The following is a 20,495-nucleotide window of genomic DNA, read 5'->3' on the forward strand; positions in this document are numbered from 1 at the left end:
CTAGCAAAATTAGAACGTTTGCCCTTTAGAACGTTTGTCCTAATGAGAACTGGAAGAACTGAGTGTCGTCACCGCTCTTATCGTTCAATGGCTCAGCAATGCTAAAGGTCAGCGGGCCTACCGGTGTCAGCCAAGAGAGGCCAATACCGGCGCTGTAGCGCAAATCGCCTAGATCAACGCCGGAGTTACACTGCTGACGCCCTGCGTCTTCTGCAAGCACATCGTAGCAAGAGGTCAGGAAGGTATTACCGCCATCCAAGAATAGCGATGTTTGCAGCGCGCGCTGATCTTCAACAAAGGGCAGCGGGAAAATGATCTCGGCGCTACCTTCTACTGAAACGTTACCGCCCAGCGTGCGGTCACGGCCGCCTTCGGTTGCTGGCGTGGTGCGCTGCCCAAGCGTATTCGACGTGAAGCCACGCACCGAGCCAAGACCACCCGCGTAGAAGTTTTCATAGAAGGGGAAGGGATCGTTGCCGCCCAGCGTATCGGCATAGCCGACATTGCCGGTAAATTTGAACGCCCAGGACTCGTCATCGTTAATCGGGAAGAGCTGTTGAGCACGGGCGCGCAGCTTGTAGTACTCCGAATCACTGCCCGGCACGCCGGTTTCCAGCGACAGTCGCTGATAGTTGCCATCGGTCGGCATAATACCGCGGTTGAGATTGTTGCGTGTCCAACTAGCGGTCAGCTTCAGGCTTTGCGCATCTTCGCCCTGATCTTCCACATAGCGACGAATTTCTGAGGCCGTGTCGAAGTAGGTTTTCACCGTTAGGTCTTCAACGCTGGCACCGAAGTTAAGACGCGACAGTTCGCTTACGGGGTAACCAAAGTTGATACCGGCACCATAGGCATCCGTCGAGAACGTCGAAATATCCGAATCGGCGTAATCTGTTTCGCGGTAAAAAACATTGTAGCCGCGAGAAATGCCATCCAACGTCCAGTAGGGATCAGTGAAGCCAAAGTTCACACTGGTAAAGGTGTCGCTGCGCTGAGCCCCTACATTGACCCGGTTACCCGTACCCAAGAAGTTATTTTGTGACAAGCCGACACCGTAAATAACCCCGGCACTCTGGGAGAAACCAACGCTGGCAGAGACCGACCCCGAGGGCTGCTCTTCGACATTATAAGTAACGTCGAGTAAATCCGGCTCACCAGGTACAGGCTGGGTATCCACTTCTACTTGGCTAAAAAAGCCCAGGCGTTCAAGGCGCTGACGCGATTGTGTAATGGCTTCGGTGGAAGCGGGTGCGCCCTCCAACTGAATCATTTCACGCCGCAGTACTTCATCCTGAGTAGTCGTATTACCGTAGAACTCGATACGACGCACGTAGGCGCGTTCACCGGGATTGACAGCAATCACCAGATCGACCGTTTCACCGTCCCCTGCCATTTCAGGCACGCCTTGAATATCAGCAAAGGCGAAGCCTTCGGCACCCAAACGCTGGCGCAGGGCTTCGGTGGAGGCATTAACATCGCCGCGGGAGAAAATATCTCCCTCTTTAACGGTGAGTAACTGGCGAGCTTCGTTTTCGCTGATCTGTAGATCACCCGCGAAACGAATATCACCTACCCGGTACTGGGCGCCTTCATCGACGTTTAGTGTAATAAAGATTTCGGATTTTTCCGGACCAATCGACACCTGAGTCGAGGTGACATCGAAGTTGACGTAGCCACGATCTAGGTAGAACGAGCGCAGCCGCTCAATATCACCGGAAAGCGCTTCACGGGAGTACTCGTCGCTAGAGAACCAGCCGAAAAAGCGTCCTGGCCGATCATTTAACTCAAACACGCCACGCAGCGTTTCATCATCAAAGGCTTCGTTACCAACGATATTGATTTGGCGAATCTTGGCCACTTCGCCTTCGTTGATATTGATATTGACCTGTACCCGGCCCTCATCAACCTCTTCCACTTCGGTATCGATGCTGGCGCTGTAGCGACCTTGAGACTGGTAGACGCCTTCCAGCTCGCGCTGTATCTCTTCCAGCGTAGAGAGCTCCAGTACCTGACCTTCCGAGAGCCCCGATTCACGCAAACCATTGCGCAAGTCCTCTTCGGAGATCTGATCGTTGCCGCTGATCTGTAGCCGCGCAATAGTCGGACGCTCGACGACCTGAATAACCAGTACATCGCCTTCGCGTGCCAGGGAGACATCGTCAAATAGCCCTGTGGCAAATAAGTCACGGGCAGCAGCAGCTAATTGCTCTTCGCTGACGCGCTCATTGGCACTCACCGGAAATGCATTGAAGACCGAGGCGGCGGATACCCGCTGCAGTCCTTCCACTCGAATGTCTGAAACATCAAAGGATTGTGCTTGGGCGCCGCTGGCGCCTGCCAGCAAGAGTGCCGCCATTCCAAGGGTCTTGATTTTCATGCAGTCAATTCGCTCGCGTTGGTCTGCCTATCATTCCAGAAAGGCACCATATACATTTGTGCAGGCAGATGACAAGGCATCCTGCGCGCTACACGCGTCATTACCACAGGCGCATCAGATCAAAATAGAGGGCCATCAACATCAGGGTGCCGACCATGGCAAGCCCAATGCGCAGTCCTACGGCTTGGGTTCTTTCGGATACTGGCCGTCCACGCACGACCTCCATAAAATAATAGAGCAAGTGGCCACCATCGAGCACCGGGATAGGTAGTAAGTTTAGTACCCCAAGGCTGATAGAAAGATACGCTAGAAAGCCAATAAACGCTTCCATCCCTGCACGGGCCGAATCACCAGAGATCTGTGCAATGGTGATTGGCCCGGACAAATTGGAAGGCGAGATAAGCCCGACAAACATTTTGCGTATGGCATCTAAGGTTAAGAGCGTCATCTCTCCAGTGCGCGAAACAGCCTGGCCTACCGCTTCGATAGGGCCGTAACGGATTTCACGCTGAAACGCTGCTGGCCACTCGACCTGCTCGGCGCCTGCACCGATATAACCAATTTCAACCCCAGTGTCCAAGCGGTTACGCCCGGGGGTTAAATCAACACTCGACTGCTCGCCATTACGTTCATAGGTGAGCTGCAGCGTTTCACCTGGATTACCTCGCACCATATTAACGAAGTGCATCCAATCATCCACTGGTTCGCCATTAATCGCCACCATCCTATCGCCCGCCTCAAGGCCTGCTTGCTCGGCGGCCTCTCCGCTCACTACTTGGCCTAAAACGGCCGGAAATTCCGGCTGCCAAGGAGTAATACCCAGCGATTGCAGCGGCTGTGGCGGATCTTGGCGAACCAAATAATCAGTCACCGATAAGCCAAAACGTTGAGGGTCGCTCGCGCCTTCGGGGCGGGCGTCTATATCCAGCTCACCGCTGAAACCAATAATCGATACCAGTTTGAGGTTAACATCTTCCCAAGAGCGCATCTCATCGCCCTGAATGGCGACAATTTCATCGCCATTGGCAAGTCCGGCTTCGGCGGCGGGCGAGTCAGGCGCAACGCTACCTACCATTGGCGACACCACCGTGGTACCCGCCACGAACAGTGCCCAGTAAGCCACAATCGCTAACAAGAAGTTGGCGATTGGCCCTGCCGCCACAATCGCAATGCGCTGCCACACGGTTTTGCGGTTAAATGCCTGATCAAGCTGCTCTTCCGGAACCGGCGCCTCACGCTCATCGAGCATTTTGACATAGCCACCCAGCGGAATGGCGGCTATCGCGAACTCGGTGCCGTGGCGGTCAACCCGCGACCATAGCGGCTTACCAAAGCCTACAGAAAACCGTAGCACTTTGACCCCACAGCGCCTCGCCACCCAAAAATGGCCAAACTCGTGGAAGGTCACTAACAGGCCCAACACCACAATGACCGCTAAAATATTCTGTATAAGGCCCACACTGAACTCCTTAATGCCCCGCTCTAACGACCAGCCCAGCGAATGCTTAAGCGTATCATTTTGTTACCAGTTCCAGCGCCTGCTGTCGCGCCCACTGATCCGTTGCTAATACGCTATCAAGGCTATCAACACGGCCTTGATAGGGGCGCGACAAGACGTCGGCGACCAGTTGCCCAATGGCTGTAAAGCCGATTCGACGCTGTAGGAATGCTTCAACTGCAACCTCATTGGCAGCGTTGAGCACAACGGGTGCCATGCCACCTTGCCGCATCGCTTCACGGGCAAGCCCTAAACAGGGGAAGCGAGTTTCATCGGGGGCTTCAAAATCAAGCCGCGCCACCTGAAAAAGATCCAGTGTCTCAACCCCGGCATCAATGCGCTCCGGCCACGCTAGCCCGTAGGCGATGGGGATGCGCATATCAGGATTACCCAACTGTGCAATCACCGAACCATCTTGATACGCCGCCATGGAGTGAATCACGCTTTGAGGGTGCACCACCACCTGGATTTGTTCGGGCGTGGCATCAAACAGCCAGCAGGCTTCAATAAGCTCTAGCCCTTTATTCATCAGTGTGGCGCTATCCACCGATATTTTACGTCCCATTGACCAGTTCGGGTGAGCGCAGGCCTGTTCGGGAGTGACATTATTGATTTCCGCCTGGCTCCAGGTACGAAACGGCCCGCCAGAGGCCGTTAGCAGCAGTTGACGAACGCCGTGCTTGGCAAGTCCGCCGCGGTGCTCCGCAGGTAGACACTGGTAAATGGCATTATGTTCGGAATCAATCGGTAGTAATGTTGCGCCAGAGCGGGAAACGGCCTCCATAAACAGCGCGCCGCTCATCACCAGCGCCTCCTTATTGGCCAGTAACACGCGCTTGCCTGCTTCCGCAGCGGCTAGGGCAGGCAGTAAGCCCGCCGAGCCGACAATGGCCGCCATTACGCAGTCGACGCTGGCGTCCCGGGCAACATCGCACAGCGCCTCTGGGCCTGCGCTCACGTCAGTTGACTGCCCAGCCCGCTTAAGCTCTTGGCGCAGCCAAGCGGCATCGGCCTCATTATCCAACACGGCGACCGCAGGGCGATGCGCCAAGCACTGCGCTAGCAGAGCCTCTTTTGAGGTGTGCGCGGTCAGGGCATGCACGCAATAGCGGTCTGGGTGGCGACTAATCACATCCAGCGTGCTAGTGCCCACAGAGCCTGTCGAGCCAAGCACGGTCACACGTTGCCTATTAGCGAGTTGGCTCATAGCGGCGGCACCCGAGCAAACACCTCAACCAGTACTTCCACATAGAACAGTGCAAACAGCGGTATCGCCGCGGTGAGGCTATCAATGCGATCCAGCACACCGCCATGGCCGGGCAGCAACTGGCTCGAATCTTTGATATTACGATGGCGCTTGAGCATGCTTTCCAGTAAATCCCCCAGCACAGAGGCCAAAGTGACCACGGCGGTGATGAGTATCAGGGTAATTCCACCCACCAGGCCCAGCGGCAACCACAGCGCAAAGAGAATAGCCAGAATAGTGGTCGCCGCTAAGCCGCCGTATACGCCTTCCCATGATTTGCCAGGGCTCACGTGGGGAGCCAATTTGCGCTTGCCCCAGTGTCGCCCCACAAAGTAGGCGCCGATATCCGCGCACCAAACCAGCAGCAGCACAAACAGCAGCCAAGCCATACCGATGTCACGCAGAACGTTAAAGCCCACCCAGCAGGGCAATAGCACCCACAGGCCCATCGCCAAGCGCCGCACGGTGGACTGCCACTGCTCACCCGCCGCAGGGTAGCGGGTTACCCAGTAGAGATTCACCAGCCAACCGGCAGCAGAGAACCAAAGCGGCCATATTGAGGTGGCGGCTCCGGCCAGCCACATGACCAGCATCAACACCGCCATCACGGCCACTAGCTGAGCACGCTGTGCCGTACGGGTAACGCCCGCCAGATTGGCCCACTCCCAAGTGGCGAGTAGCACCATCAACGCCGTAAATAGCGCAAAAGCGCCGCCGTCTAAACCAAACAGGCCAGCCAGCACCAGGGGTGCTAGCCAGGCTGCGGTGATAATCCGCTGTTTAAGCACCCTGCGCCTCTATTTGTTCGTCCGTCATGCCAAAGCGACGACGGCGCTGGCAGAAGTCGTTTAATGCCGCATCAAACGCATCCGCACCGAAATCGGGCCATAGCAGCGGGGAAAAGTGCAGCTCAGCATAGGCCAACTGCCAAAGCATAAAGTTGGATAGCCGCTGCTCACCACTGGTACGTATACACAGATCCACCGGCGGCACGTCATCAGTCCCCATTGCAGTGTCGAAGCACGCTTCATCGATTTGCTCAGGCGATAACTCCCCAGCCGCCACCTGCTCGGCTAAGGTGCGCGCCGCCCGTGCGATATCCCACTGCCCCCCATAGTTGGCGGCAATCACCAGATGCATCCCTGTATTGTCCGCGGTTAACGCTTCAGCACGCTGAATATGCTTTTGGATGGCGTGGGAAAAACCCCGCTGTTCGCCAATGATCGAGAGGCGCACATTACGCTCATTGAGCTTTTTGACTTCACGCTTAAGCGCCATCAAAAACAGCTCCATCAAGGCGTTGACCTCTGCGGCCGGACGCTTCCAGTTTTCGCTGGAGAAAGCAAACAGGCTGAGGGTTTGCACCTCGCGCTCGGCGGCTCGCTGAATCACCGCACGAACGGTTTCCACCCCAGCCCGGTGCCCACGCACCCCCGAAAGCCCGCGCGCGCGCGCCCAGCGGTTATTGCCATCCATAATGATGGCAACGTGAGACGGCGGGGCCTCCCCGGCCAGAGAAGACGCGCTGGCGTCGTCCGGCTGTTTTTCAGGAAGCTGCGGTGACGTCATGGATTCTCGCACCAAAGGTCAGTCATAAAAAAACCAGCCAGAGTGTGGCAAAACGGGCAGCCAAAGCTGCCCGCGGCTGAATAAAGCACAGGTTTATACCTGCATGAGATCCTGCTCTTTTGCAGTCAGCGCTTTATCGATCTCAGCAATATACTTGTCGGTCAGCTTTTGAATCGCATCTTCGCCTTCACGCTGATCGTCTTCGGTAATCTCTTTATCTTTTAACAACGACTTGAAATCACCGTTAGCATCACGACGTACGTTACGCACGGCAACGCGAGCGTTTTCAGCTTCGCTACGCGCCTGCTTGATATAACCTTTGCGGGTCTCTTCGGTGAGCATCGGCATTGGCACACGGATCACGTTGCCTGCACTGGCCGGGTTCAAGCCAAGATCAGAGGTCATGATGGCCTTTTCGATCTTCTGCACCATGCCCTGCTCCCACGGCGCAATCGTCAGCGTGCGAGCGTCCTCAACGTTGACCGATGCCACTTGGCTAAGCGGTACCTGGCTGCCGTAATAGTCCACGGTAACGGCGTCTAAAATGCTCGGGTGAGCACGACCGGTACGAATTTTATTGAAGTTGCTATGCAGCGCCTCAACGCTTTTTTGCATGCGCGAATCGGCATCTTTCTTAATATCGTTGATCACGTCATTACCCTCTGTATATCAGCGTGCCTTCCTTGCCCCCTACGACCATATTCAGTAGGGCGCCAGGCTTATTCATATCAAATACCCGCACCGGCATATTATGGTCACGTACCAGGCAGATAGCGGTCAAATCCATAACGCCCAATTTTTGATCCAGGGCGTCGTCGTAAGAGAGCTGGTCGTACTTCACCGCATCCGGATGTTTTACCGGGTCTTTATTGTAGACGCCATCGACTTTGGTCGCCTTGATCACTACGTCGGCGTCCACCTCAATGCCGCGCAAACAAGCTGCAGAATCGGTGGTGAAGAAGGGGTTGCCTGTGCCTGCAGAGAACAGCACTACGTCCCCGGAGGTTAAGTAGCGAATGGCCGTGCGACGGTCGTAGTGCTCTACAACGCCGCTCATTGGGATAGCCGACATCACGCGCGAGCGGATATTGGAGCGCTCTAGCGCATCACGCATTGCCAGCGCATTCATTACGGTCGCCAGCATGCCCATATGGTCACCGGTGACGCGATCCATGCCAGCCTCATTGAGCGCCGCACCGCGAAACAAGTTACCACCGCCAATCACGATGCCTACCTGTACCCCAATACCGACGAGCTGGCCGATCTCCAACGCCATCCGGTCAAGCACTTTAGGGTCAATACCAAAATCGTGTTCACCCATCAGCGCTTCGCCAGAAAGCTTGAGCAAAATACGTTTGTATTTTGACTTCGAACCCTCAGCCTTGCTGGGTGCTACATGGGGGGTAGGTTCTTGAACATCACGCGACATGGCATCTCTCCTGAGGCAGACCTGTAAACAGGCAGGCGGGGCAGCCCCGCTGTATAAACCCGTTATCAGGGTCGGCTAACTAACACCGGTTATACAGGGGCCGGATACGCGAAGGCGTGCGCTCACGCGCACGCCATCTTTTTTCTGAAACCTCTGACCTCAGCGACGGCCAGCCTGTTCCATAACTTCTTTAGCGAAGTCGACTTCTTCTTTCTCGATACCTTCACCAACTTCAAAGCGTGTGAAGCTTACCACTTCGCCGCCTGCGGCTTTCACGTACTCAGCCACAGTCTGGTTCGGGTCTTTAACAAACGGCTGCTCGGTCAGGCTGTTTTCTGCCAAGTACTTTTTCAAGCGGCCCTGAACCATTTTCTCTGCGATCTGCTCCGGCTTACCGGCCATATCCGGCTGCGCCAGAATAATCGCTTTTTCCTGATCCAACTGCTCTTGGGGCATATCGGCAGGATGCGCAACCGCAGGGTTGATCGCCGCCACGTGCATTGCAACGTCTTTCGCGACTTGCGAATTGCCGCCTGTTAGCACGGTCAGAACGCCAATGCGGCCACCGTGGACGTACTCGCCTACCAGACCACCGTCAACAGCGTTCACTACGATGGCACGACGCACACCGATATTCTCACCGATTTTCTGAACCAACTGCTCGCGGGCAGTTTCCAGTTCGCCAGCCATAACGGCGGCAACATCTTCGCTTTTCGCGGTGAAGAAAGCACCGGCGATTTTGTCAGCAAACGCGATGAAGTTGTCATCACGAGCAACAAAGTCGGTCTCGGAGTTGATTTCAACCATTACGCCGTAGCTGCCGTCTTCCGCTACACGCGTAACCACTACACCTTCTGCGGCGATACGATCGGCTTTCTTCGCTGCTTTTAGGCCGGAGCTTTTGCGCAGGTTTTCAATCGCAACTTCGATATCACCGTCGGCTTCGGTGAGTGCTTTTTTACACTCCATCATGCCGAGACCGGTACGTTCGCGAAGTTCCTTGACCTGAGAGGCGCTGATAGCTGCCATGAGAATTCACCTCTGAAATGGTTCTATGAGAGTTAGACGCAACACAGAGTATAGGCATGATAAATGACCATCATGTATCACGCTGCCCTATGTCTCTCTGTATTACGGGGCCGGTATTGAGTGCCGGCAAATTCGTCCGCGCAGACAGTTCATCTGTAGCGGGAAAAAGGGGGCAAAGCCCCCTTTATCTTGATGCGGCACACCTGCTCACCGCACCCACTGCTGCGATTACTCAGCGACAGTGTTGTCTTCAGCTGCAGCGGCCTCTTCGGTCACTTCAACAAACTCTTGAGCGTTGGCTTCTTTGGCACGGCCACACGCATCCGCAATCGCTTTTACATAGATCTGGATAGCGCGGATAGAGTCATCGTTGCCGGGAATTACGTAGTCAACGCCATCGGGGTTGGAGTTAGTATCCACCACGCCGATAACCGGGATGCCCAGCTTGTTGGCTTCGTTGATCGCGATGCGCTCGTGGTCAACGTCGATCACGAACAGTGCGTCCGGTAGGCCGCCCATGTTCTTGATACCGCCGATAGAACGCTCAAGTTTGTCCTGCTCGCGAGTCGCCATCAAGACTTCTTTCTTGGTCAGCTTCTCGAACGTGCCGTCTTCGCGCATGGTTTCAAGATCACGCAGACGCTTAATGGACTGACGGATGGTCTTGAAGTTAGTCAACATGCCGCCCAACCAGCGATGGTTGACGAAAGGCTGACCAGCACGGTTAGCTTCTTCTTTAATTACCTTGCTAGCGCTGCGCTTGGTGCCAACAAACAAAATTTTGTTGTTGGATGCCGCCATCTTCTCGACCACATCGATCGCTTCGTTCAGCGCCGGAAGGGTGTGCTCAAGGTTGATGATGTGAATCTTGTTGCGCGCACCGAAGATAAATTTGCTCATCTTCGGGTTCCAGTACTTGGTCTGGTGGCCGAAGTGAGCACCTGCTTTAAGCAGGTCACGCATATTAACGTGAGACATGGTAGAACTCCTAAAACTCGGGTTAGGCCTCCACGCACCCCATGGATCCGACCGTTGACCACGTTAGACGCTGCCAGCGGCACCCGGGACCATGTGCCGGTGCATGTGTGTTTTTAAGGCTTGATAGTAAGCATCGCGCCCGTAAGTCGAGCACGCTGCGGATTCATCGCCCTGCCCTACTGCGTACTTCCCAGCCAAGAAGCTCGGAATCACGATTGCAGGAAAGCGCGCGGCTTTATACCATAGATCATTGCCAAGATGAAGTCGCACCCCGTTTGACGGTCTTAAATTGCGCCATTCAATTTTCCATTCTGCATTCATATCGAGCATTCATGAACGTTCCTATCAAGACGCCTTCTGAAATCGAACACATGCGCGAAGCCGGGCGCCAAGCGGCTAGCGTGATTGAAATGATCACCCCCCATATCCAGGCAGGCATTAGCACGGGGGAAATTGACCGTCTCTGCCATGAGTATATTGTTAACGAGCTAGGCTCGACCCCTGCACCGCTGAATTACCATGGTTTTCCCAAGGCGACCTGCACGTCGATCAACCATGTGGTGTGCCACGGCATCCCCGACGACGCCAAGAAGCTCAAAAATGGCGATATCATGAACCTGGATATCACCGTTAAGACCACCGACGGCTATCACGGCGACTCCAGCGTGATGTTCGTAGTGGGTGAGACGATTCAGGGCGAACGGCTGTGTCGCATTACTCAGGAATGCCTGTATAAAAGCATCGAGCTGGTGAGGCCTGGCGTACGCCTCTCGGAGCTTGCCCGCGTGATTCAAAAACATGCCGAAAGCAACGGCTACTCCGTCGTTCGCGACTTCTGTGGCCACGGCATCGGCGCCGAATTCCACGAAGAGCCGCAGTTTTTACACTACGACGGCTACGCACCGGATGCCGACATTAAGCTCGCCGCAGGCATGTGCTTTACCATCGAGCCGATGATTAACGTCGGCGGGTATAAAACCAAGGTGCTACGCGATGGCTGGACCGCCGTCACTAAAGACCGCAGCCTTTCAGCGCAGTGGGAACATACGCTGCTGGTGACCGAGGGCGGCGTTGAAGTGCTGACCGCGCGTGGCGATGAAGACTTCAGTTTTCTAACCAACTGATGCTATTACACCACCACCGGTTTGAGCCGGACACCACGCTTTACGACCTGGATCTTTTCCGCACTGAGCTTGCCGGTTCACGCTCGCCGGTGGCACCCTTCAAGGCCGCGCTGCGCGAGCTACAGGCGCGCCTGGACGACCAGTTTCGCGCCGGTGCAGACATTCGCGACCTTGTGCGCGGCCGCGCCTGGTACCTGGATCAGTTGCTGGCGATTGCCTGGGCACAGCATGAGTGGCCCGACGATGGTATTGCACTGGTGGCGGTAGGCGGCTATGGCCGTGGTGAGCTACACCCCCACTCGGATATCGATCTGCTGCTGCTACTGGAGCAGGACGATGACACCGCCTATCGTGAACCGCTGACCGCCTTTATCACCTTCTTGTGGGATATTGGCCTGGAAATTGGTCATAGCGTTCGCTCGCTTAGCGACTGCGAGCGGGAAGCCGAAGCGGATGTCACGGTGATTACCAACCTACTCGAATCTCGCCTGATTGCGGGGCCAGAAAGCCTGCGCGAAGCGATGCGCGAACGCCTCAGCGCCGAACATATTTGGCCCGCCGACCGCTTTTTTGAAGCCAAGTGGCAGGAGCAGATTTCCCGCCACTACCGCTATAACAACTCCGAGTACCACTTAGAGCCGAACCTCAAAAGCTCCCCCGGCGGGCTGCGCGACATCCAGATGATCGGCTGGGTGGCCAAGCGCCACTTCGGTACCGAACAGTACACCGATATCGTCGCCAACGGCTTTATGAACGACGCCGAACTGCGCATTTTAAGCCAGGGGCAGGCGTTCTTGTGGCAGGTGCGCTATGCCCTGCATATGCTTACCGACCGCGCCGAAGACCGCCTGCTGTTTGACCACCAGCGCACCATCGCCGAAATGTTTGGCTTTCGCGATACGCCGGAACGTCTGGCGGTTGAGCAGTTCATGAAGCGCTATTACCGGCACGTCACCGCGCTGGCGGGACTCAACGATATGCTGCTGCAGCACTTTGACGAGGTCATCCTGCGCGGCAAAGAAGCGCTGGAAACCGTCAAACTCAACGAGCGCTTTGAAACCAAAGGCGGCTATATCCAGGTTCGCTCGCGGACACTTTTCCGTGAACGCCCCGCGGCGATGCTGGAGCTATTCCTACTGATGGCCAAGCACCCCGAAATCGAAGGAGTGCGTGCCGATACCATCCGACTAATTCGCGATCATCGCCACCAGATTGACGACCACTACCGGGAAGACCCGCGCCACCAGCGGCTCTTTATGGCTATTCTGCGCGCCCCCGGCAATGTGCCCCGCCAGTTGCGGCGCATGAACCGCTACGGGATTCTGGGCAAATACCTGCCCGAATTTGGCCGCGCCATAGGGCTGATGCAGCACGACCTTTTCCACATTTACACGGTCGATGCCCACACCCTGCTGCTGCTCAAATTTCTGCACAATTTTCGCAAACCGGAAGCGAAGGGTGACTTTCCAGTGGCGGTGGCATTGATGCAGCAGTTGCCCAAGCTCGACCTGTTGTGGATCGCCGGGCTGTTTCACGACATTGGCAAGGGCCGCGGCGGCGACCACTCGGAAATCGGCGCCCGGGACGTTGAGCATTTTTGTCAGCGCCACCACGTCTCGCCCCACGACACGAACCTGGTCAGTTGGCTGGTTGAGCACCATCTATTGATGTCGATGACGGCGCAAAAGCGCGATATCAGCGACCCCGATGTGATTCGTGATTTTGCCTTGATCGTGCGTAACGAAACGCGCCTGGACTACCTTTACGTGCTCACCGTGGCCGACATCAATGCCACTAACCCCACGCTGTGGAACGGTTGGCGGGCGTCGCTGCTGCGCCAGCTGTACGCCGAAACCAAGCGTGCCCTGCGCCGCGGCCTGAATAATCCGCCCGACCGCGACGACTGGGTGCGGGAAACGCGCACCGAAGCACGCTCTTTGCTGCAAACCATCGGCGTTAATCGTGAGCAAATCGATCATCTTTGGGAATCGCTAGGGGAAGACTACTTCCTGCAGTACGCCCCCAGCGAAATCGTTTGGCAGACCCAGGGCATTCTCAATCACAACCAGTCGCCGCTGCCGTTGGTGTTGATCAGCGCACCTACTGCGGACATGTCCGAAGGCGGCACCAAAGTGTTTATCCACACCCGTTCGGTGGACGACCTTTTCGCTGCTACCGCCGCTGCCATGGAGCAGTTGGGGCTCTCGATTCACGATGCGCGCATTGCGACCTCCCACAACGATTGGACGCTCAACACCTTTATTGTGCTCGACAGCCATGGTCAGCCCATACGTGACCCAGGCCACATCGAAGAGATGCGCCGACACCTGGTGGAAGAGCTTGATGACCCTGATGACTACCCGGATATCGTCACCCGCCACACGCCGCGCCAGCTCAAGCATTTCAAGGTACCCACGGAGGTGCTGATTGAGCAGGATCCGGCCAATGAGCGCACGCTGCTGGAGCTAACGGCTCCCGACCGCCCTGGCCTGCTGGCCCGGGTGGGGCGGATTTTTATGGAGCAGGATATCTCGCTTTCCGCGGCAAAAATCGCCACCCTCGGCGAGCGGGTAGAAGACGTTTTTTTCATCACCACCAAAGCAGGCGAACCACTGACCGACCCAGAGCGCCAGCAGCAGCTGCGCGAACGTCTGATTGAGGTGCTGGGAGTTTGAAGTTTGAGCCTGCACCTGGGCTTGCCTATAATCGACGGTTTACGCCGCCAGCCACCAACGGACACATCATGAACGCCGACCTCGACGCCCTGCATCCTTACCCGTTTGAAAAGCTGGCCGCGCTGAAGGCCGCATTAACGCCCCCAGCTGACTTGGCGCATATTCCGCTGACCATTGGCGAACCCCAGCACGCGCCCTTTCCTGCGGCGCTTGAAGCGCTGGTGGCGCACCAGCTGGAAATGGCCCGTTATCCCGCGACCAATGGCCTGCCAGCGCTCCGCCAAACCATCGCCAACTGGGCAAGCCAACGCTTTCAACTGCGCGAACTCGACAGCGAACGGCACGTGGTGCCCGTTAACGGCACTCGGGAAGCGATTTTTGCCTTTGTGCAGGCGGCGTTGGATCGCACCCGCCCGGCGAAAGTCGCGGTGCCCAATCCGTTTTATCAAATCTACGAAGGTGCGACGCTGCTGGCAGGCGGTGAGCCGCTCTATTTAGACTGTACCGCTGAGAACAATTTTCGACCTGACGTTAACGCCGTGCCCGCCGCGACGTGGCGCGACGTGCAAATCGTCTTTATCTGCTCGCCGGGCAACCCCACCGGCGCGGTCACGTCCCTTGATGAATTTAAGCAGCTGATTGCCCTCGCCGACGAACACGACTTTATTATCGCCTCGGACGAGTGTTACTCGGAGCTCTACCTTGACGAAACAGCCCCACCACCGGGGTTGCTGCAAGCCTGCGCCGAGCTGGGCCGTGATGATTACCGGCGCTGCGTGGTGTTTCACTCGCTCTCCAAGCGCTCCAACTTGCCGGGCCTGCGCTCGGGCTTTGTGGCGGGGGATGCGGCACTGCTCACACCGTTTAAGCGCTACCGCACTTACCATGGCTGTGCCATGTCGCTGCCGTTGCAGCACGCCTCTATCGCCGCCTGGCAGGATGAGCAGCACGTACGCGCCAACCGCGACGCCTACCGCGAAAAATTTAGCGCGGTCACCCAGGTGCTTGCCTCAGTCATGGATTTTCCCGCGCCACAAGCTAGCTTTTACCTATGGCCTGCGGTGCCCGGTGGCGACGATATCGCCTTCACGCAGAGGCTGTTTGCCGAACAGCACGTTAGCGTACTGCCCGGCAGCCTAATGGGACGCAGGGGTGAAAATGGCGTTAACCCCGGCGCAGGGCGTTTGCGCCTAGCGCTGGTGGCTGAGCTAGCGCCCACCCTTGAAGCCGCCCAACGAATTCGCCATCTCATCGAGCGCGGTTAACTTATTCCACATTCTCTGGTTCAACATTCTCAGGAGGTCGTATGCTGACGCTGTATATCATCGATAACTGCGATACCTGCCGCAAAGCGCGTAAAGCGTTAGATGAGAAAGCGCTGCTGTATAAAACCCACGATCTGCGCAAAGATGGTCTATCTGCTGCGCTACTAGAACACATTTTACATCGCGTGCCGCTTGTGGAAGTCATTAACAAACGCAGCAAAACCTGGCGCGAACTTTCCGATGAGGAAAAAGATTACGACGCCAACTCGGCCCGCCAGCTACTGATGAAATACCCCACACTGCTGAAGCGGCCGCTGCTCGAAGTAGACGACTCCACTATCTTAGTCGGCTACCGCGAGGGCGATTACGACAAGCTCGGCTAAGTACTCAAGTGGCTAAGTGCTTCAGCAACTAGATACTTGAGAAACTAAGCACTTAAGCAACTAGGCACCTTGGCTTTGCCTGCTTTTCTTCACTATTTATCACTACAGGACACCTTCTTATGCTGAGCTTTGCGCTTGGAATCGGCACCCAAAACACCCAGGGCGACTGGCTGGAAATCTACTACCCGGCGCCGCTGCTCAACCCACCCGCCAGCCTGGTGGAAGCCGCCAAACAAGCTCTGGATGCCCCCCAAGGCAACGCCGCCATCAGCTTTTTGCCCGAAGACTGCACACGCCTGGCTAAAGCGTTAGAAGCCGCGGGGCACTCCGCCCAGGCAGAGCTTGCCGAAGCGCTCTCTGCCAGCCAGCGCCCCCTGGTCGCGATGTTCCTGGAGAGCGACGAAGCGCCACAAACCGCGCCAGAGGTGTATTTAAAGCTGCATCTGCTGTCCCACCGCTTGGTCAAACCTCACGGTCTTGATCTCACCGGCATGTTTGGCCTTCTGCGCAATATTGCCTGGACCAACGAAGGCGCCATCGACATTGAAGAGCTGCCTACGCGCCGCTTGAAGGCACGTATGGCGGGCCGCGCGCTGTCCGTCGACTGTGTCGATAAATTCCCCAAAATGACTGACTACGTGGTGCCTACCGGTATCCGCATTGCCGACACCGCCCGCGTACGTCTGGGCGCTTACCTAGGCGAAGGCACTACCGTCATGCACGAAGGCTTTGTCAACTTCAATGCGGGCGCCGAAGGCCCCGGCATGATCGAAGGTCGCATCTCAGCCGGCGTGATGGTCGGCAAAGGCTCCGACTTGGGCGGCGGCTGCTCCACCATGGGCACTCTCTCTGGCGGTGGCAATATCGTCATTAAGGTCGGGGAAGGCTGCTTGATCGGCGCCAACGCAGGCATCGGCATTCCCCTGGGTGACCGCTGCACGGTAGAAGCAGGGCTGTATATCACCGCTGGCTCCAAAGTGACCTTACTGGATGATCAGGGCCAGGAAGTGAACACCGTTGCCGCCCGCGAGCTGGCCGGGCAAGACGATCAGCTATGGCGCCGCAACTCCCAGAATGGCCGCATTGAGTGCTTGACCAATAAAAGTGCTATCGCCCTGAACGAGGCGCTGCATGCCCACAACTGAATCTGAAGGACTGTCGCCGACGCTCACGCTCGCCTTTGAGCTGCTCAGCCGGGCCTCGGTAACGCCGGACGACGAGGGCTGCCAGGAACTCATGATCGAGCGCTTAGCAGCGCTCGGTTTTCATATTGAGCGGCTACCGTTTGGCGACGTAAAGAATTTCTGGGCGGTTCGCGGCCATCACGGCCCGGTGGTGGCCTTTGCCGGCCACACCGACGTGGTGCCCAGCGGCCCCTATACCAACTGGCAGTACCCACCGTTTGAGCCCTGCATTGATGATGACGGCATGCTGTGCGGACGTGGCGCGGCGGATATGAAAGGCAGCTTGGCCTCAATGCTGACCGCCGTTGAGCGCTTTGTGGCCAACCACCCGAATCACGATGGCCGTATTGCCTTTCTGATTACCTCCGATGAAGAGGGCCCGGCAGTCGACGGCACTCGCGCGGTGGTCGAGCACCTGCGCGAGCGTAATGAACGGCTCGACTACTGCATTGTCGGCGAACCATCCTCGACCACGCGCCTGGGCGATGTGATCAAAAACGGTCGTCGCGGCTCACTGGGCGCCACGCTGCACATTAAAGGCGTGCAGGGTCACGTGGCCTATCCGCATTTAGCGCGCAATCCCATCCACCAGGCCATGCCAGCGCTGGATGCGCTGGTCAACGAGCACTGGGACGCGGGCAACGACTTTTTTCCCGCCACCAGCTTTCAGATTTCCAATCTGCGCGCAGGCACCGGGGCGACCAACGTGATCCCCGGCGACGTGGAAGTGGTGTTTAACTTTCGCTTCTCCACCGAGGTGACCTCTGATGAGCTCAAAGCGCGCACGGAAACCATTCTCGACCAGCATGGATTGGAATATCAGATAGACTGGACGCTCAACGGCGAGCCGTTTTTAACCGCGGAAGGCGCGCTGGTTGACGCCGCCATTAAAGGCGTTGAAGCGGTGACCGGCGAGCGCCCGGCGCTCTCTACCAGCGGCGGCACCTCGGATGGCCGCTTTATCGCCACCCTTGGCGCTCAAGTGGTCGAGCTAGGCCCGCTCAACGACACCATCCACAAGGTCAATGAGCGCGTTCGCGCCAGCGATCTGGACGACTTAAGCCGGATTTACGAAGCGACGCTGCAAGCGCTACTCTTCTCCGGTGAGGTAAACCTATGATGGAGCGTTACCCCGATATAGAGATTTACCTAGCCAGCGTGTCGCTTGATGCGCTCAATGAGTGGTTGAAAAGTGCACTAATCGCGCCACCGCTGAGCCCCGCAGGCAAAGGTAAATGGCAAACCCGCGGCCAATACCAGGGTGACTGCGTGCCGGTATTGCTGGTAGACAAAGCCGCTGATGGCTTTGCCAGCCTATGGTTTGATAGCAACCACACGCCGTGGATGACCGACCAAGAGTGTGCCCAACAGGCCGCGGAAGCGTTGCAAACCGAAATACGTTGCTCACTGGGTGGCTGGCACCCCGGTGATGACCCTGACCGCTTCTGGCAAGTGTTGCCCGGTGGCAAAGAAGGGGCAATAGAGTGGCCCGATTCAGGGCGTTAATCGAGCGCTTTAAACGTAAACGACCCCGCCGAAGCGGGGTCGTTACTATCCAACGATCAATTTAACTAGCCGTTGGGCTCACTCAATAATACTGACATCGTCGGCCTGCAAACCACGCTCATTTTTAATCACGTGATAACGCACGATTTGGCCTTCTGCCAACATACGCGGGCCACGACCACGAATGGCACGGAAGTGTACAAACACATCTTCGCCATTATCGCGGGTAATAAAACCGTAGCCTTTGTTGGTATTGAACCACTTTACTTCACCCTCTTCGCGGCCATCGTTAGGATCGATGATGTCTTCCTCCTCATCATCGTCCAACGGTGCAGCCGCTTGGGGTTGGCGCGTTGCTGGCTTGGGACGAACCACAGCATCGGACGCCACCACGATCGAGGGCGCAAAAGCGGCAGACGCTAATGTGCCAATACACAGAACAATAAAACTACCTATCGCAACGGCGATATAGACACCGCTAACTCCACTGATTGCCAACTCGGCCATCCACAGCTCGGCGAGGGCACTATCGGTTAAATGAACAATCCCCGCCAGCAAAAGTGGCGTGGGGGCGGCAAGTAATACACTGATTAAGAAACAGCGAAACACAACTTTTGGGTTCATAGAAAAAAAAAGCTCTCTTGTTGTATGGGTAACAGACGAAGGACAATACCCGCACTATCAGGCCCATTCCCAATAGCACCGGCATACTACTACATAAGGCTGCAATGTTATCATGACACATGAATTATCGCCTGTTGACCTAGCTCAACGTCTTGAATCTTTAGAGAGTCGCATAGCCCATCAAGAGCATTGGCTGGATACCCTGGATCAAGCGGTGGTACAACAGGAGCGCCGCCTGGAGAAACTGGAGCAGCTCAGCGGCCTAATGCGCGAACGCCTGCGTGAGCAGCACCAGGCACTCCAGGCAAGCGAACCCCAGGGCGGCCAGCGCCCCGAGGATGAACTTCCGCCCCACTACTGAACTAACGCCAGCCCCGGATGCGACTAATTAATTAGCCGCCGACAGCTAGCTTTCAACAGTTTAGCTGCCAACAACGCTCGCAGGGTCGATACTTTCCAGCCCAAAGGCATCCGCTACGGCCTGGTAGGTGACTTGCCCCGCGTGCACGTTAAGGCCCGGGAGAAAGTGTGGGTCGTCATGCAGCGCCTGCTGCCAGCCCTTATCTGCCAGGGCGAGTACAAAGGGCAACGTGGCGTTGGTCAGCCCCTGGGTGGACGTACGCGCTACCGCGCCGGGCATATTGGCCACACAGTAGTGCACCACCCCATCGACGATATAGGTCGGTTCGGCATGGGTGGTGGGCTTGCTGGTTTCAAAACAGCCGCCCTGATCGATGGCAACATCGACCAGTACACTGCCAGGCTTCATATCAGCCAGCATACTGCGAGTGATTAGTTTTGGCGCAGCGGCGCCGGGCACCAGCACCGCGCCAATGATCATGTCAGACTCACGGGTGGCCGTTTCCAGCGCGTCTGCGGTGGAGTAAACGGTTTTAATGCGCCCCTGGTAACGGTCATCCAGCACTTCAAGCCGCGCTAACGACTTATCCAGAATGGTAACTTCCGCGCCTAACCCTAACGCCATGCGGGCAGCGTTTTCGCCTACCACGCCACCCCCAATCACGGTTACCTTACCTGGCGCCACACCCGGCACACCGGGCAGCAGCACGCCCGCACCGCCCTGGGCCTTCTCCAGGCTATGGGCCCCAGCCTGCACCGCCATTCGTCCCGCTACGGTGCTCATAGGCGCCAGCAGCGGTAGGCCACCGCGGGCATCGGTAATGGTTTCGTAGGCGATACAGGTGGCTCCGCTCTCCATCAGCCCACGGGTAAGGGACTCTTCAGCGGCCAGGTGCAGATAGGTGAACAGCGTATGCTGTGGGGTGAGTCGCGCCACTTCGTCCGGCTGCGGCTCTTTCACCTTGAGGATCAGCTCAGCGTTGCGCCACAAAGTGTCCACATCCGCTTCTATTTGTGCGCCGGCGGCTTGAAAATCAGCATCGCTAAAGCCTGCACCTTCTCCGGCACCGGCCTGAATGCTCACCTGATGGCCGCGCCCGGCTAATTCCCGTGCGCCGGTAGGGGTTAAGGCCACGCGATACTCGTGATTTTTGATCTCTTTGGGGACAGCAATTTTCATTGGATTTTTCCTGTGCTTTTAAAGGTCAGTCATGTTGTTAAGCAAATTACAGCACAGCTAACGTTGAC

20 protein-coding genes are annotated in these 20,495 nt (G+C 56.8%); 8 read left to right on the top strand and 12 right to left on the bottom strand.

Going from position 1 to position 20,495, the window contains the following annotated elements; genetic code table 11:
* Window positions 1–25 precede the first annotated feature (25 nt).
* The 10 genes from bamA to AC4EYZ_RS09050 all read right to left on the bottom strand — a co-directional run bounded on the left by bamA (window position 26) and on the right by AC4EYZ_RS09050 (window position 10,456).
* Entirely contained in the window at window positions 26–2,377 is a 2,352-nt protein-coding gene (gene bamA, locus AC4EYZ_RS09005; protein ID WP_423250062.1) for an outer membrane protein assembly factor BamA, read from the bottom strand.
* Window positions 2,378–2,477: 100 nt separating this feature from the next.
* Window positions 2,478–3,836, bottom strand: a complete 1,359-nt coding sequence (gene rseP / locus AC4EYZ_RS09010; RefSeq protein ID WP_022520191.1) for an RIP metalloprotease RseP — start codon at window positions 3,834–3,836, stop codon at window positions 2,478–2,480.
* Window positions 3,837–3,891: 55 nt separating this feature from the next.
* The gene (gene ispC, locus AC4EYZ_RS09015; RefSeq protein ID WP_022520192.1) at window positions 3,892–5,082 is read right to left on the bottom strand and encodes a 1-deoxy-D-xylulose-5-phosphate reductoisomerase; all 1,191 of its coding nucleotides are present in this window, start codon (window positions 5,080–5,082) and stop codon (window positions 3,892–3,894) included.
* Entirely contained in the window at window positions 5,079–5,909 is an 831-nt protein-coding gene (locus AC4EYZ_RS09020) for a phosphatidate cytidylyltransferase (RefSeq protein WP_009288631.1), read from the bottom strand. Before AC4EYZ_RS09020 ends, ispC begins: the two co-directional genes overlap by 4 nt.
* A complete protein-coding gene (gene uppS / locus AC4EYZ_RS09025) occupies window positions 5,902–6,690 on the bottom strand; it encodes a polyprenyl diphosphate synthase (protein ID WP_022520193.1) in 789 nt (262 codons plus the stop codon). The genes AC4EYZ_RS09020 and uppS overlap by 8 nt, the downstream gene beginning before the upstream one ends.
* Before the next feature lie 93 nt (window positions 6,691–6,783).
* Window positions 6,784–7,341 carry a ribosome recycling factor gene (frr, locus tag AC4EYZ_RS09030; RefSeq protein WP_009288629.1) on the bottom strand — a complete coding sequence of 186 codons (558 nt, stop codon included), beginning with the start codon at window positions 7,339–7,341 and terminating at the stop codon, window positions 6,784–6,786.
* Between the two features lie 4 nt (window positions 7,342–7,345).
* Window positions 7,346–8,119, bottom strand: coding sequence for a UMP kinase (gene pyrH / locus AC4EYZ_RS09035; RefSeq protein ID WP_007111718.1), 774 nt, complete (start codon window positions 8,117–8,119; stop codon window positions 7,346–7,348).
* A gap of 159 nt (window positions 8,120–8,278) precedes the next feature.
* Window positions 8,279–9,148 (bottom strand): translation elongation factor Ts, encoded by an 870-nt coding sequence (gene tsf, locus AC4EYZ_RS09040; protein ID WP_009288628.1) that lies wholly within the window; start codon window positions 9,146–9,148, stop codon window positions 8,279–8,281.
* Between the two features lie 228 nt (window positions 9,149–9,376).
* Window positions 9,377–10,126: a 30S ribosomal protein S2 gene (gene rpsB / locus AC4EYZ_RS09045; protein ID WP_490204229.1), complete on the bottom strand. Its 750-nt coding sequence runs from the start codon at window positions 10,124–10,126 to the stop codon at window positions 9,377–9,379.
* Window positions 10,127–10,189: 63 nt separating this feature from the next.
* Window positions 10,190–10,456 (bottom strand): hypothetical protein, encoded by a 267-nt coding sequence (locus tag AC4EYZ_RS09050; RefSeq protein WP_027957764.1) that lies wholly within the window; start codon window positions 10,454–10,456, stop codon window positions 10,190–10,192.
* A 2-nt stretch (window positions 10,457–10,458) separates the two neighbouring features.
* On the opposite strand from AC4EYZ_RS09050, the gene map reads away from it, so the two are divergent.
* The 7 genes from map (at window position 10,459) to AC4EYZ_RS09085 (ending at window position 18,263) form a co-directional block, all read left to right on the top strand.
* Window positions 10,459–11,250, top strand: coding sequence for a type I methionyl aminopeptidase (gene map / locus AC4EYZ_RS09055; protein ID WP_022520194.1), 792 nt, complete (start codon window positions 10,459–10,461; stop codon window positions 11,248–11,250).
* Window positions 11,250–13,925 (top strand): [protein-PII] uridylyltransferase, encoded by a 2,676-nt coding sequence (locus AC4EYZ_RS09060; RefSeq protein ID WP_022520195.1) that lies wholly within the window; start codon window positions 11,250–11,252, stop codon window positions 13,923–13,925. Before map ends, AC4EYZ_RS09060 begins: the two co-directional genes overlap by 1 nt.
* 68 nt (window positions 13,926–13,993) lie before the next feature.
* Window positions 13,994–15,190 carry a succinyldiaminopimelate transaminase gene (gene dapC / locus AC4EYZ_RS09065; RefSeq protein ID WP_190374853.1) on the top strand — a complete coding sequence of 399 codons (1,197 nt, stop codon included), beginning with the start codon at window positions 13,994–13,996 and terminating at the stop codon, window positions 15,188–15,190.
* A 41-nt stretch (window positions 15,191–15,231) separates the two neighbouring features.
* Window positions 15,232–15,573 (top strand): Spx/MgsR family RNA polymerase-binding regulatory protein, encoded by a 342-nt coding sequence (locus AC4EYZ_RS09070; protein WP_022520197.1) that lies wholly within the window; start codon window positions 15,232–15,234, stop codon window positions 15,571–15,573.
* Window positions 15,574–15,692: 119 nt separating this feature from the next.
* Complete coding sequence (gene dapD / locus AC4EYZ_RS09075) at window positions 15,693–16,718, top strand: 2,3,4,5-tetrahydropyridine-2,6-dicarboxylate N-succinyltransferase (RefSeq protein WP_009288624.1); 1,026 nt, start codon at window positions 15,693–15,695, stop codon at window positions 16,716–16,718.
* Window positions 16,705–17,877, top strand: coding sequence for a succinyl-diaminopimelate desuccinylase (gene dapE / locus AC4EYZ_RS09080; RefSeq protein ID WP_190374048.1), 1,173 nt, complete (start codon window positions 16,705–16,707; stop codon window positions 17,875–17,877). Before dapD ends, dapE begins: the two co-directional genes overlap by 14 nt.
* Complete coding sequence (locus AC4EYZ_RS09085; RefSeq protein ID WP_009288622.1) at window positions 17,874–18,263, top strand: hypothetical protein; 390 nt, start codon at window positions 17,874–17,876, stop codon at window positions 18,261–18,263. Before dapE ends, AC4EYZ_RS09085 begins: the two co-directional genes overlap by 4 nt.
* A gap of 78 nt (window positions 18,264–18,341) precedes the next feature.
* Here the strand turns inward: AC4EYZ_RS09085 and AC4EYZ_RS09090 are convergent, their stop codons facing one another.
* A complete protein-coding gene (locus tag AC4EYZ_RS09090; protein WP_022520199.1) occupies window positions 18,342–18,887 on the bottom strand; it encodes a cold-shock protein in 546 nt (181 codons plus the stop codon).
* A 112-nt stretch (window positions 18,888–18,999) separates the two neighbouring features.
* Between AC4EYZ_RS09090 and AC4EYZ_RS09095 the strand changes: the two genes are divergently transcribed.
* On the top strand, window positions 19,000–19,248 hold the full coding sequence (locus AC4EYZ_RS09095) for a SlyX family protein (RefSeq protein ID WP_022520200.1): 249 nt from the start codon (window positions 19,000–19,002) through the stop codon (window positions 19,246–19,248).
* A 60-nt stretch (window positions 19,249–19,308) separates the two neighbouring features.
* On the opposite strand, the gene ald is transcribed toward AC4EYZ_RS09095, so the two are convergent.
* A complete protein-coding gene (gene ald, locus AC4EYZ_RS09100; RefSeq protein WP_474191905.1) occupies window positions 19,309–20,427 on the bottom strand; it encodes an alanine dehydrogenase in 1,119 nt (372 codons plus the stop codon).
* Window positions 20,428–20,495 lie beyond the last annotated feature (68 nt).

It is taken from the genome of Vreelandella sp. 162(4c), assembly GCF_058152265.1.

What these genes read in the sequence shown, in the direction of transcription:
- AC4EYZ_RS09090 (WP_022520199.1), bottom strand. Translation starts at nt 18,887, where the DNA reads ATGAACCCAAAAGTTGTGTTTCGCTGTTTCTTAATCAGTGTATTACTT.
- dapD (WP_009288624.1), top strand. Translation starts at nt 15,693, where the DNA reads ATGCTGAGCTTTGCGCTTGGAATCGGCACCCAAAACACCCAGGGCGAC.
- AC4EYZ_RS09085 (WP_009288622.1), top strand. Translation starts at nt 17,874, where the DNA reads ATGATGGAGCGTTACCCCGATATAGAGATTTACCTAGCCAGCGTGTCG.
- map (WP_022520194.1), top strand. Translation starts at nt 10,459, where the DNA reads ATGAACGTTCCTATCAAGACGCCTTCTGAAATCGAACACATGCGCGAA.
- dapC (WP_190374853.1), top strand. Translation starts at nt 13,994, where the DNA reads ATGAACGCCGACCTCGACGCCCTGCATCCTTACCCGTTTGAAAAGCTG.
- pyrH (WP_007111718.1), bottom strand. Translation starts at nt 8,119, where the DNA reads ATGTCGCGTGATGTTCAAGAACCTACCCCCCATGTAGCACCCAGCAAG.
- ispC (WP_022520192.1), bottom strand. Translation starts at nt 5,082, where the DNA reads ATGAGCCAACTCGCTAATAGGCAACGTGTGACCGTGCTTGGCTCGACA.
- uppS (WP_022520193.1), bottom strand. Translation starts at nt 6,690, where the DNA reads ATGACGTCACCGCAGCTTCCTGAAAAACAGCCGGACGACGCCAGCGCG.
- rpsB (WP_490204229.1), bottom strand. Translation starts at nt 10,126, where the DNA reads ATGTCTCACGTTAATATGCGTGACCTGCTTAAAGCAGGTGCTCACTTC.
- dapE (WP_190374048.1), top strand. Translation starts at nt 16,705, where the DNA reads ATGCCCACAACTGAATCTGAAGGACTGTCGCCGACGCTCACGCTCGCC.
- AC4EYZ_RS09095 (WP_022520200.1), top strand. Translation starts at nt 19,000, where the DNA reads ATGACACATGAATTATCGCCTGTTGACCTAGCTCAACGTCTTGAATCT.
- AC4EYZ_RS09070 (WP_022520197.1), top strand. Translation starts at nt 15,232, where the DNA reads ATGCTGACGCTGTATATCATCGATAACTGCGATACCTGCCGCAAAGCG.
- bamA (WP_423250062.1), bottom strand. Translation starts at nt 2,377, where the DNA reads ATGAAAATCAAGACCCTTGGAATGGCGGCACTCTTGCTGGCAGGCGCC.
- tsf (WP_009288628.1), bottom strand. Translation starts at nt 9,148, where the DNA reads ATGGCAGCTATCAGCGCCTCTCAGGTCAAGGAACTTCGCGAACGTACC.
- AC4EYZ_RS09050 (WP_027957764.1), bottom strand. Translation starts at nt 10,456, where the DNA reads ATGCTCGATATGAATGCAGAATGGAAAATTGAATGGCGCAATTTAAGA.
- ald (WP_474191905.1), bottom strand. Translation starts at nt 20,427, where the DNA reads ATGAAAATTGCTGTCCCCAAAGAGATCAAAAATCACGAGTATCGCGTG.
- AC4EYZ_RS09060 (WP_022520195.1), top strand. Translation starts at nt 11,250, where the DNA reads ATGCTATTACACCACCACCGGTTTGAGCCGGACACCACGCTTTACGAC.